This is a genomic window from Clostridium magnum DSM 2767 (assembly GCF_001623875.1).
In the GTDB taxonomy this organism is placed as follows: domain Bacteria; phylum Bacillota; class Clostridia; order Clostridiales; family Clostridiaceae; genus Clostridium_AM; species Clostridium_AM magnum.
In genome coordinates this window covers 454,354-468,972 of record NZ_LWAE01000001.1, presented here as the reverse complement: position 1 = coordinate 468,972, position 14,619 = coordinate 454,354, and the positions used below count along the sequence as shown (strand labels likewise).

Below are 14,619 nucleotides of genomic sequence, written 5' to 3'. Positions count from 1 at the left end.
AAGGCTAGCTAAGCTAACCTTAATATTCTTAATATATCTATTTCTTTCTTTTTCTTCTGCCTGTCAAAAGATATCCTACTCCTATTAATGCTCCACCTAAAGTACTAAGTGCTTTAGAATCTAGAACCTCTCCTGTTTTAGGAAGCTGATATTCTGCTTTTCCAGCATTTTTAACAATTGGTTTTTGATCTCCTTTTACATCAACCTTTATAGTAGATTCTCCTACCTGACCTTTACTATCACTTACGTTAATAGTAAAGCTATCTGAGCCCGTATAATCAAGGTTTGGTTTGTAATCCCAAGTTCCATCTCCATTCAATTTTACAGTACCATGAATAGGTTCACTACCAACAGTATAGCTTAGGTCCCCTGCACTGTTTCCCTTAGGATCAACTTTGCCATTTACAGCTTCATTAATATTTGTATTCACATTATAATTAGGTACTTCTGTAGGAGTATTAATTGATGTAATAGTATCCTTAATCACTATATCTACTACAGATATAGCACTACCACCTTTACCATCATTAACCTTAATCATGAAACCATCTGTTCCTACATATTTTTTATTTGGAACATATATCCATGTTCCATCACTCTTTACTAAAACTGACCCATGACTTGGTGAAGATAGCTGTACAAATGTTAACTTATCATTATCGATATCCTTAGCCTCAATTTTACCTGATAAAGAGGTATCTTTTTGTAATGCTACATTATAATCTTTGGTAGTAGGCTTATGATTAACTGTTCCACTTACAGTACCTCCTCCTCCACCTCCACTTTGTGCGATAGGAACTAAATATATAGGATCATTGTGTACAAGTGTTGTTCCTACGTGAATATTATCTGTTTTATATGAATTATATCCTGATTTTGTGACTACTATATAGTAATCTGTATTAGGATAAACCATAAAAGCATATTCTCCATTATCGTTTGTATTTTGAGAATATTTGTTATCATTTGGCGCAAATCCTGGTATAAGAGGCAGTTCTGTTACTGGTGTATTTGTTTTTGCATAATATAAAGTTGCATTAGCTCCACTTAACGGCTGCTTGGTAAACGCATCATAAACTACTCCATAAGGGTCTATAAGTGCAGTACCTATATTAATCTGACCTTCACTGTTTACTGTTACAGGTAATGTTCCTACAATTATTTTTTGGTTATTAGGAAACGTATAAGTTACGGCCAATGCATATGTTTTTCCATTTTCAAGCCCATCTACTTTAAAAATTCCTTTGTTGTCCCCCTCATCATCAATGCTTGCACTTATACCATTGACTACCTGTGCTGAAACAATATTTCCTAAACTATCCCCATAGTAAACATCCATGCTATATCCTAAATAGTCATCAAGTATATTCATCTTTCCATCTGATCCTTCTGCTAAAATCAATCCAGTTGCAACCTTATCCGAGTTAAAGTTCTCAGTTCCTGTACCAGCTATATTTCCTACCGAAGCAGTCTGTTCAAAAGTTTTTATTACAGTACTATCTCCAATTTCAACAGGCTTGCTAATGATCAGATCATATTTTTCATTTCCCTTTGGAACAGCTATAGTATACGTACCATCTGCACCTGTCACTACTTTATCATAGAAATCTGTAATCCCATCATTATTAAAATCTTTTGATACTACTATTTCAGCCCCTTCAATTGGATTTCCAAGATTATCTGTTACAATACCCGTAATACTTCCTGGTTCAAAAATTACTAAAATTTGAGATTGTGCATGAAGATCTCTAACAGAGTCATCTACCTCTGCTTTAATAGTAATAACTTTTGAATCAACTCCACTTACATCCTCTGATGTAAGCATTACTGTAGCTTTTCCATCTTTATCTGTAATAGCTGTTTTGCTGCTAAAATTACTGTCTGGTATCCCATTATCAGCACTAAAATTTACAGTAACACCTTCAACCGGTACTCCGTTTTTATCTAAAACTGTTGCTGTTAAATCAGTTTTTGATTTTCCGTCTCCAACAATTGTACTTGGGTTTGCAACTAAACCAATTTTGTAACTAACTAACTTTACATCTTCTGTAATTGTTGAATCACTAGGAGTTACAACTTGTGCATTAAATTCAATGTTTTTTGTCGCATACTTAGTATTTTCAACAACTAATACGTATTTACCGATAATTACATTATCAAAGGCATATTTCCCACTATTATCTGTAGTTGTTTGTTTAATTAATTTGCCACTTAGATCATTCATTATTACAGTACATCCTGGAATTACATTGCCAGTTTCTTGATCTGTAACTGTACCAACTACACCAATAGTTTGTGGATTTACTAATATTTTTACTATAGATATTGCACTTCCACCTTTTCCATCACTTATTGTTACTGTAAAGCTGTCTTCTCCTACATAGTCTGTTTCTGATGTATAATTATAGGTACCATCTGCATTTACTGTTACACTTCCGTGCGCTGGATCTGTTCCTTTTACATAAGTTAACGTATCTCCATTTGCATCTGTTCCTTCTACTTTTCCACTTACTGCTGTATTCTTTGTTGTGTTATTTTGATAGTTTCCTACTGTTGGGGCCACATTTCCTAATTCTACATGTATTGTTACTATTGATTCTGCTGTTCCGCCTTTTCCATCTGACACCGTTACTTTAAAGCTGTCGTCTCCTACATAGTTTGTTTCTGGTGTGTAGGTATAGGTACCGTCTGCATTTACTGTTACGCTTCCGTGGACTGGGTCACTTCCTTTTGTATAAGTTAGTCCATCTCCATTTGCATCCGTTCCTGTTACTTGTCCATTTACCGCCGTATTCCTTGTTGTATTGTTTTCTGAGTTATCTATCGTTGGTGCCGCATTTCCTTCTACTACATGGATTGTTATTGCCGAGCTTGTTGTTCCTCCATTATTGTCACTTACAGTTACCGTAAAGCTATCGCTTCCTACATAATCTGTTGCTGGCGTATAAGTATAACCTCCATCTGCATTTACTTCCACACTTCCATGTGATGGTTCTGTTCCTTTTGTATAAGTTAATTCATCTCCGTTTGCATCTGTTCCTTCTACTTTTCCACTTACTGCAGTATTCTTTGTTGTGCTATTTTCGTAGTTTCCTACTGTTGGTGCTGCATTTCCTACTGTTATATTTACTGTTACTTCTGCAGTTCCACCTTTTCCATCGCTCACTTTTACTTTAAAGCTGTCTGGTCCGCTGAATCCTGGGTCTGGCGTATAAGTATAATTTCCGCTTCCATCTACTGTTACTGTTCCATGCGCTGGCTTTTCGCCATCTTTTACTTCGTATGTTAATGAATCTCCATCTGGATCTGTTACTCCTAAGTCTCCTGCTGCTGGTGTTCCATATGATGTTGTTATATTTTGTGTATCTGTTGCTGCTGTTGGTGCTCCATTTACTGCTGATACATGTATTGTTACAGTTGCTTCTGTTGTTCCGCCTTTTCCATCGGACACTGTTACTTTAAAGCTGTCGTCTCCTACATAGTTTGTTTCTGGTGTGTAGGTATAGGTACCGTCTGCATTTACTGTTACGCTTCCGTGGACTGGGTCACTTCCTTTTGTATAAGTTAGTCCATCTCCATTTGCATCCGTTCCTGTTACTTGTCCATTTACCGCCGTATTCCTTGTTGTATTGTTTTCTGAGTTATCTATCGTTGGTGCCGCATTTCCTTCTACTACATGGATTGTTATTGCCGAGCTTGTTGTTCCTCCATTATTGTCACTTACAGTTACCGTAAAGCTATCGCTTCCTACATAATCTGTTGCTGGCGTATAAGTATAACCTCCATCTGCATTTACTTCCACACTTCCATGTGATGGTTCTGTTCCTTTTGTATAAGTTAATTCATCTCCGTTTGCATCTGTTCCTTCTACTTTTCCACTTACTGCAGTATTCTTTGTTGTGCTATTTTCGTAGTTTCCTACTGTTGGTGCTGCATTTCCTACTGTTATATTTACTGTTACTTCTGCAGTTCCACCTTTTCCATCGCTCACTTTTACTTTAAAGCTGTCTGGTCCGCTGAATCCTGGGTCTGGCGTATAAGTATAATTTCCGCTTCCATCTACTGTTACTGTTCCATGCGCTGGCTTTTCGCCATCTTTTACTTCGTATGTTAATGAATCTCCATCTGGATCTGTTACTCCTAAGTCTCCTGCTGCTGGTGTTCCATATGATGTTGTTATATTTTGTGTATCTGTTGCTGCTGTTGGTGCTCCATTTACTGCTGATACATGTATTGTTACAGTTGCTTCTGTTGTTCCGCCTTTTCCATCGGACACTGTTACTGTAAAACTGTCATCTCCTACATAATCTGTCGCTGGTGTATAAGTATAGCTACCATCTGTATTTACTTCTACACTTCCGTGTGCTGGATCTGTTCCTTTGGTATAAGTTAATGCATCTCCATTTGCATCCATTCCTTTTACTGTTCCATTTACTGCTGTATTCTTTGTTGTATTGTTTTCTGAGTTATCTATCGTTGGTGCCGCATTTCCTTCTACTACATGGATTGTTATTGCCGAGCTTGTTGTTCCTCCATTATTGTCACTTACAGTTACCGTAAAGCTATCGCTTCCTACATAATCTGTTGCTGGCGTATAAGTATAACCTCCATCTGCATTTACTTCCACACTTCCATGTGATGGTTCTGTTCCTTTTGTATAAGTTAATTCATCTCCGTTTGCATCTGTTCCTTCTACTTTTCCACTTACTGCAGTATTCTTTGTTGTGCTATTTTCGTAGTTTCCTACTGTTGGTGCTGCATTTCCTACTGTTATATTTACTGTTACTTCTGCAGTTCCACCTTTTCCATCGCTCACTTTTACTTTAAAGCTGTCTGGTCCGCTGAATCCTGGGTCTGGCGTATAAGTATAATTTCCGCTTCCATCTACTGTTACTGTTCCATGCGCTGGCTTTTCGCCATCTTTTACTTCGTATGTTAATGAATCTCCATCTGGATCTGTTACTCCTAAGTCTCCTGCTGCTGGTGTTCCATATGATGTTGTTATATTTTGTGTATCTGTTGCTGCTGTTGGTGCTCCATTTACTGCTGATACATGTATTGTTACAGTTGCTTCTGTTGTTCCGCCTTTTCCATCGGACACTGTTACTTTAAAGCTGTCGTCTCCTACATAGTTTGTTTCTGGTGTGTAGGTATAGGTACCGTCTGCATTTACTGTTACGCTTCCGTGGACTGGGTCACTTCCTTTTGTATAAGTTAGTCCATCTCCATTTGCATCCGTTCCTGTTACTTGTCCATTTACCGCCGTATTCCTTGTTGTATTGTTTTCTGAGTTATCTATCGTTGGTGCCGCATTTCCTTCTACTACATGGATTGTTATTGCCGAGCTTGTTGTTCCTCCATTATTGTCACTTACAGTTACCGTAAAGCTATCGCTTCCTACATAATCTGTTGCTGGCGTATAAGTATAACCTCCATCTGCATTTACTTCCACACTTCCATGTGATGGTTCTGTTCCTTTTGTATAAGTTAATTCATCTCCGTTTGCATCTGTTCCTTCTACTTTTCCACTTACTGCAGTATTCTTTGTTGTGCTATTTTCGTAGTTTCCTACTGTTGGTGCTGCATTTCCTACTGTTATATTTACTGTTACTTCTGCAGTTCCACCTTTTCCATCGCTCACTTTTACTTTAAAGCTGTCTGGTCCGCTGAATCCTGGGTCTGGCGTATAAGTATAATTTCCGCTTCCATCTACTGTTACTGTTCCATGCGCTGGCTTTTCGCCATCTTTTACTTCGTATGTTAATGAATCTCCATCTGGATCTGTTACTCCTAAGTCTCCTGCTGCTGGTGTTCCATATGATGTTGTTATATTTTGTGTATCTGTTGCTGCTGTTGGTGCTCCATTTACTGCTGATACATGTATTGTTACAGTTGCTTCTGTTGTTCCGCCTTTTCCATCGGACACTGTTACTGTAAAACTGTCATCTCCTACATAATCTGTCGCTGGTGTATAAGTATAGCTACCATCTGTATTTACTTCTACACTTCCGTGTGCTGGATCTGTTCCTTTGGTATAAGTTAATGCATCTCCATTTGCATCCATTCCTTTTACTGTTCCATTTACTGCTGTATTCTTTGTTGTATTGTTTTCTGAGTTATCTATCGTTGGTGCCGCATTTCCTTCTACTACATGGATTGTTATTGCCGAGCTTGTTGTTCCTCCATTATTGTCACTTACAGTTACCGTAAAGCTATCGCTTCCTACATAATCTGTTGCTGGCGTATAAGTATAGCTTCCGTCTGTATTTACTTCTACACTTCCATGTGATGGTTCTGTTCCTTTTGTATAAGTTAATTCATCTCCGTTTGCATCTGTTCCTTCTACTTTTCCACTTACTGCAGTATTCTTTGTTGTGCTATTTTCGTAGTTTCCTACTGTTGGAGCTACATTTCCTAATTCTACATGTATTGTTACTATTGATTCTGCTATTCCGCCTTTTCCATCTGACACTGTTACCTTAAAGCTATCATCTCCTACATAGTTTGTTTCTGGTGTGTAGGTATAGGTACCGTATGCATTTACTGTTACGCTTCCGTGGACTGGGTCACTTCCTTTTGTATAAGTTAGTCCATCTCCATTTGCATCTGTTCCTTCTACTTTTCCACTTACTGCTGTATTCTTTGTTGTGTTATTTTCATAGTTTCCTACTGTTGGTGCCACATTTCCTAATTCTACATGTATTGTTACAGTTGCTTCTGTTGTTCCGCCTTTTCCATCGGACACTGTTACTGTAAAACTGTCATCTCCTACATAATCTGCCGCTGGTGTATAAGTATAGCTACCATCTGCATTTACTTCTACACTTCCGTGTGCTGAATCTGTTCCTTTGGTATAAGTTAATGCATCTCCGTTTGCATCTGTCCCTTCTACTTTTCCACTTACTGCTGTATTCTTTGTTGTGTTATTTTCGTAGTTCCCTACCGTTGGTACTGCATTTCCTACTGTTACATTTACTGTTACTTCTGCAGTTCCACCTTTTCCATCACTCACTGTTACTTTAAAGCTGTCTGTTCCACTAAATCCTGTTTTTGGTGTATAAGTATAATTTCCGCTTCCATCTACTATTACTGTTCCATGCGCTGGTTCATCCCCATCTTTTACTTCGTATGTTAATGGGTCTCCATCTGGATCTGTTACTCCTAAGCTTCCTGTTGCTGGCATTCCATATGATGTTGTTATATTTTGTGTATCTGCTGCAACTGTTGGGTTATCATTTCCTGAGTTTACTGTCACTGTTACTGTTTCTGTGCTCGTCCCACCTTTTCCGTCACTTACTGTATAAGTAAATGTATCGGTTCCATTAAAGTTTGTATTTGGTGTATAAGTTACAGTTCCATCTTCATTTATTACTACTGTTCCGTTTGTTGGTGTACCTACACCTGATACTGTTAATGAATCCCCATCTATATCACTGTCATTAGCTAATACTGATATTTTTACTGGCGCGTCTTCTTCTGTTGTCGCTGTATCTGCTGCAACTGTTGGAACATCATTTCCTGGATTTACTGTCACCATTACTGTTTCTGTGCTCGTTCCACCTTTTCCGTCACTTACTGTATAAGTAAATGTATCGGTTCCATTAAAGTTTGCATTTGGTGTATAAGTTACAGTTCCATCTTCATTTACTGCTACTGTTCCATTAGTTCCATTTGTTACTGAATCCACAGCTAACGTATCTCCATCTATATCACTGTCGTTAGCTAATACTGATATTTTTATCGGTGTATCTTCTTCTGTTGTTGCTGTATCTGCTGCAACTGCTGGAGCATCATTTCCTGGGTTTACTGTCACCGTTACTGTTTCTGTGCTCGTTCCACCTTTTCCGTCACTTACTGTATAAGTAAATGTATCGGTTCCATTAAAGTTTGCATTCGGTGTATAAGTTACAGTTCCATCTTCATTTACTGCTACTGTTCCGTTTGTTGGTGTACCTACACCTGATACTGTTAATGAATCCCCATCTATATCACTGTCATTAGCTAATACTGATATTTTTATCGGTGTATCTTCTTCTGTTGTTGCTGTATCTGCTGCAACTGCTGGAGCATCATTTCCTGGATTTACTGTCACTGTTACTGTTTCTGTGCTCGTTCCACCTTTTCCGTCATTTACTGTATAAGTAAATGTATCGGTTCCATTAAAGTTTGCATTCGGTGTATAAGTTACAGTTCCATCTTCATTTATTACTACTGTTCCGTTTGTTGGTGTACCTACACCTGATACTATTAATGAATCCCCATCTATATCACTGTCATTAGCTAATACTGATATTTTTACTGGCGCGTCTTCTTCTGTTGTCGCTGTATCTGCTGCAACTGTTGGAACATCATTTCCTGGATTTACTGTCACTGTTACTGTTTCTGTGCTCGTTCCACCTTTTCCGTCATTTACTGTATAAGTAAATGTATCTGTTCCATTAAAGTTTGCATTCGGTGTATAAGTTACAGTTCCATCTTCATTTATTACTACTGTTCCGTTTGTTGGTGTACCTACACCTGATACTATTAATGAATCCCCATCTATATCACTGTCATTAGCTAATACTGATATTTTTACTGGCGCGTCTTCTTCTGTTGTCGCTGTATCTGCTGCAACTGTTGGAACATCATTTCCTGGGTTTACTGTCACCGTTACTGTTTCTGTGCTCGTTCCAACTTTTCCGTCACTTACTGTATAAGTAAATGTATCGGTTCCATTAAAGTTTGCATTCGGTGTATAAGTTACAGTTCCATCTTCATTTATTACTACTGTTCCATTAGTTCCATTTGTTACTGAATCCACAGCTAATGTATCTCCATCTATATCACTGTCATTAGCTAATACTGATATTTTTACTGGCGCGTCTTCTTCTGTTGTTGCTGTATCTGCTGCAACCGTTGGTGCATCGTTTCCTGGATTTACTGTCACTGTTACTGTTTCTGTGCTCGTTCCGCCTTTTCCGTCACTTACTGTATAAGTAAATGTATCTACTCCATTAAAGTTTGCATTCGGTGTATAAGTTACAGTTCCATCTTCATTTATTACTACTGTTCCATTAGTTCCATTAGTTCCATTTGTTACTGAATCCACAGCTAATGTATCTCCATCTATATCACTGTCGTTAGCTAATACTGATATTTTTATCGGTGTATCTTCTTCTGTTGTTGCTGTATCTGCTGCAACTGCTGGAGCATCATTTCCTGGATTTACTGTCACTGTTACTGTTTCTGTGCTCGTTCCACCTTTTCCGTCATTTACTGTATAAGTAAATGTATCGGTTCCATTAAAGTTTGCATTCGGTGTATAAGTTACAGTTCCATCTTCATTTATTACTACTGTTCCATTAGTTCCATTTGTTACTGAATCCACAGCTAATGTATCTCCATCTATATCACTGTCATTAGCTAATACTGATATTTTTACTGGTGTATCTTCTTCTGTTGTTGCTGTATCTGTCACTGCTGTTGGGTTATCATTTCCTGAGTTTACTGTCACTGTTACTGTTTCTGTGCTCGTTCCACCTTTTCCGTCACTTACTGTATAAGTAAATGTATCGGTTCCATTAAAGTTTGTATTTGGTGTATAAGTTACAGTTCCATCTTCATTTACTGCTACTGTTCCATTAGTTCCATTTGTTACTGAATCCACAGCTAATGTATCTCCATCTATATCACTGTCATTAGCTAATACTGATATTTTTACTGGCGCGTCTTCTTCTGTTGTTGCTGTATCTGCTGCAACCGTTGGTGCATCATTTCCTGGGTTTACTGTCACCGTTACTGTTTCTGTGCTCGTTCCACCTTTTCCGTCACTTACTGTATAAGTAAATGTATCGGTTCCATTAAAGTTTGTATTTGGTGTATAAGTTACAGTTCCATCTTCATTTATTACTACTGTTCCGTTTGTTGGTGTACCTACACCTGATACTGTTAATGAATCCCCATCTATATCACTGTCATTAGCTAATACTGATATTTTTACTGGCGCGTCTTCTTCTGTTGTCGCTGTATCTGCTGCAACTGTTGGAACATCATTTCCTGGGTTTACTGTCACCGTTACTGTTTCTGTGCTCGTTCCACCTTTTCCGTCACTTACTGTATAAGTAAATGTATCTGTTCCATTAAAGTTTGCATTCGGTGTATAAGTTACAGTTCCATCTTCATTTACTGCTACTGTTCCGTTTGTTGGTGTACCTACACCTGATACTATTAATGAATCCCCATCTATATCACTGTCATTAGCTAATACTGATATTTTTACTGGCGCGTCTTCTTCTGTTGTTGCTGTATCTGCTGCAACCGTTGGTGCATCGTTTCCTGGATTTACTGTCACTGTTACTGTTTCTGTGCTCGTTCCACCTTTTCCGTCACTTACTGTATAAGTAAATGTATCGGTTCCATTAAAGTTTGTATTTGGTGTATAAGTTACAGTTCCATCTTCATTTATTACTACTGTTCCGTTTGTTGGTGTACCTACACCTGATACTGTTAATGAATCCCCATCTATATCACTGTCATTAGCTAATACTGATATTTTTACTGGCGCGTCTTCTTCTGTTGTCGCTGTATCTGCTGCAACTGTTGGAACATCATTTCCTGGGTTTACTGTCACCGTTACTGTTTCTGTGCTCGTTCCACCTTTTCCGTCACTTACTGTATAAGTAAATGTATCGGTTCCATTAAAGTTTGTATTTGGTGTATAAGTTACAGTTCCATCTTCATTTATTACTACTGTTCCGTTTGTTGGTGTACCTACACCTGATACTGTTAATGAATCCCCATCTATATCACTGTCATTAGCTAATACTGATATTTTTACTGGCGCGTCTTCTTCTGTTGTTGCTGTATCTGCTGCAACCGTTGGTGCATCGTTTCCTGGATTTACTGTCACTGTTACTGTTTCTGTGCTCGTTCCACCTTTTCCGTCACTTACTGTATAAGTAAATGTATCGGTTCCATTAAAGTTTGTATTTGGTGTATAAGTTACAGTTCCATCTTCATTTACTGCTACTGTTCCGTTTGTTGGTGTACCTACACCTGATACTATTAATGAATCCCCATCTATATCACTGTCATTAGCTAATACTGATATTTTTACTGGCGCGTCTTCTTCTGTTGTTGCTGTATCTGCTGCAACCGTTGGTGCATCGTTTCCTGGATTTACTGTCACTGTTACTGTTTCTGTGCTCGTTCCACCTTTTCCGTCACTTACTGTATAAGTAAATGTATCGGTTCCATTAAAGTTTGTATTTGGTGTATAAGTTACAGTTCCATCTTCATTTATTACTACTGTTCCGTTTGTTGGTGTACCTACACCTGATACTGTTAATGAATCCCCATCTATATCACTGTCATTAGCTAATACTGATATTTTTACTGGCGCGTCTTCTTCTGTTGTCGCTGTATCTGCTGCAACTGTTGGAACATCATTTCCTGGGTTTACTGTCACCGTTACTGTTTCTGTGCTCGTTCCACCTTTTCCGTCACTTACTGTATAAGTAAATGTATCGGTTCCATTAAAGTTTGTATTTGGTGTATAAGTTACAGTTCCATCTTCATTTATTACTACTGTTCCGTTTGTTGGTGTACCTACACCTGATACTGCTAATGAATCCCCATCTATATCACTGTCATTAGCTAATACTGATATTTTTACTGGCGCGTCTTCTTCTGTTGTTGCTGTATCTGCTACTGCTGTTGGAGCATCATTTACTGATGATATTGTTATACCAACTGTAGCTGGTTCTGCAGAATATGCTGTTCCGTCACTTCCATTCCAACCAAAGCTTGTACTTCCATTCCAGTTTGCAATAGGAGTAAATGTCAGATGTACTAACTCCGTTACTGATATTTCTTGGCTTATTTTTACTGGTACTCCATTTAGACTTAATATTCCGTTTTCCGGTAAACTGGTTACTTGGGTTTTTGCCAAGCTATTCCCATCTACATCTGTAAATTTATCACTAAAATCTTCTGCTGTAAAAGTTACAGCTACATCCTCTGGTCTAGCGGGAACAGTTATATTTTCTACTATCGGTGCATCATTTACTGGTAATACAGTTATATCAACTGTTGTTGTTTCAGAGTATGCTGTTCCGTCGCTTCCCTTCCAGTTAAAACTTGTTGTTCCATTCCAATTTTCACTTGGGGTAAAAGTCAAGTTTGCTAAATCTGCTGCTGAGATTTCTTGTCCCACTTTTACCTCTAATCCATTTAGCTTTAATATTCCATTAGCTGGCAAACTTTCTATTTTAATTTGTGTTAATTTATCCCCATCAGGATCTGTAAACTGACTTTCAAAATTCCCTGCTGTAAATGATATAACTTCATCTTCATTTCCCATCCTGTCTACTTCTGATATCGTTGGATTATCTTTTACTGGGTTTACTGTAACAGTTACTGTAGCTGTGCTTGTTCCTCCTTTGCCATCACTTACTGTGTAAGTAAATGTATCTGTTCCATTGAAATTAGCCTTTGGTATATATGTTACTTTTCCATCTCCATTTATTGCTACTGTTCCATTTTCTGGTTGTGTTACTGAATCTACACTTATACTGTCTCCATCTATATCACTATCATTTCCTAAAACTGAAATTATTACTGGTTTATCTTCATCTGTTATTGCTGTATCTTCTACTGCCGTTGGATTATCATTTACCGCATCCAATGTAATAGTTGCTGTCGCTGGTGTTGTTGCATATGCTGTTCCGTCACTTCCATTCCAGCCAAAGCTTGTAGTTCCATTCCAGTTTGCAGCCGGGGTAAACTTTAATTGTGCTAAGTCTGAATCTGATATTTCTTGGTCTACTGTTACTGATGTTCCGTTTAGACTTAATGTTCCATTTGCTACCGATGGTAAGTTTGTTATTTTGATTTTTGTTAAGCTATCTCCTGTATCTGCATCTTTATACGCTCCTGTGAAATCTGTTGCTTCAAAGGTTATATCTTTGTCTTCTGCTCCACTTTTACTTATATCTTCTACTGTTGGTGCTGTATCTATTCTAAAAGATAAAGTAACCGCATTTCCTGGAAAATAAGTCCAAGTGTCTATTCCCTTATGATTTCCATATCCACCATTAGAAGTATTTCCAAAAAAAGAATGTGCACCAGCTGAACTATCAATTCCTGATAGCCCGCTGACAGGATCGATATTATTCCCAGAATCTGTTGCGCCAAGATTAACAGATGTTCCATTTGCTGTTTTATAATTACTTTCATCGTAATAAACTGTATGTTCATTAAGTCCACTTGGAAATGAACTAGGTGCATTTATCAAGTCAACTTTTATACCAAACGGGTTATACTCTGCATCTATAATTGGAAAATGATACTCTCCACCCTTCATTACAATCTGTGCAGAATAATTACCTGCTCCAACTATATTTCCACTAGCATCTTTTCCATCCCAAGAAACTGTATTAGCGCCTACTGTTGCTATGTTTTCTATAACTCTATCTTTTGATGCATCAAATTTTCCATCTTTATCTGTATCAATAATTAATTTATAGCTACAAAATTTATCTGAGTCAAAAGTAAAAGTTCCACCTTCTCCGATTAAAGTCTTTAAATTTCCTGCAGTAGTTCCATTAAATACAAAATTAGAAGCTGTAGCAGGTGCGATCGCATTGGTTGGCAAAGTATCTTGAGGTAAATCGCTGCTTGGCACGTTTAAAAAAACGTTATGAGTTATATCTGTAGCTGTATCTGCTGCAGTAGGTAATTGAGGTGCCACGTTTCCTTGTATATTTGTTAGATTATCATCATCACCACTAACTGTATGGTATAAAGTCATATTATTAGTTTTATCAATAAATCCCCGATTATTTGAAAAAAACATAAACCCATTAGGATCTACTCCATTCATAGAAGTTTTATATTGGTATCCATCCTTTGTTAACACATAAAAATCTGAATTAAGAACTTTCTCATTATGACTTGAATCTGTAGAATTCCCTCCCATATATAAAGAAATATAAGAAGTAAATACCCTGCCTTTTTTCTCAATACCTGATGAATCTACTACTGTTATATCCCAAGCTGCTATCTGGCCATTTTGTGTGTTTTCAAAAGTAGGATCAAACTCATAATCTACTGGTTTAAATTTCGGATCTAAATTATCAGTTGAGTTATCTCGACCATACCCAATAAACTCTACCTCATAAATCCCAGTTTCCGTTGCAGTTATACTTATAGGTGTGTATCCTCCAGATCCTAAAATTGAGGGACCTGTTGATTCTTTTGGAACTGTATCAATAAAACCGACTCCAGTGCTACTATTAACATCATAATACTGTCCGTTTCCATCGGGAGCTTTTACCCATATATCTTGATTTCCTACTTCGTATCCCAATTCATCATATCCATAAGCACTTGACCCCAAATAAATTGTTTCTCCTGCCTTTACATATACTTTAAATATAGTTCGTCCAGATATTCCTGCCTGTTCCATAGCTGATGAACGCAGGTAAGGCCTATACCCTCCATTTTTCACTAAATCCCTACTACCTTCTGCTTTAACTATAGAAGTATTAGCGTAACTGCCATACAATACTAAACTAAGTGTAGACAAGGCAATAATTTTTTTTCTAGCCACATTTTTCATCCTCTCTTCATTATTAA

Annotated in this window: 1 protein-coding gene; it reads right to left on the bottom strand. The window is 37.6% G+C overall.

The genetic code is table 11. The features are described from left to right. Window positions 1–37: 37 nt before the first annotated feature. The gene (locus CLMAG_RS31440; RefSeq protein ID WP_066617300.1) at window positions 38–14,593 is read right to left on the bottom strand and encodes an Ig-like domain-containing protein; all 14,556 of its coding nucleotides are present in this window, start codon (window positions 14,591–14,593) and stop codon (window positions 38–40) included. Window positions 14,594–14,619 lie beyond the last annotated feature (26 nt).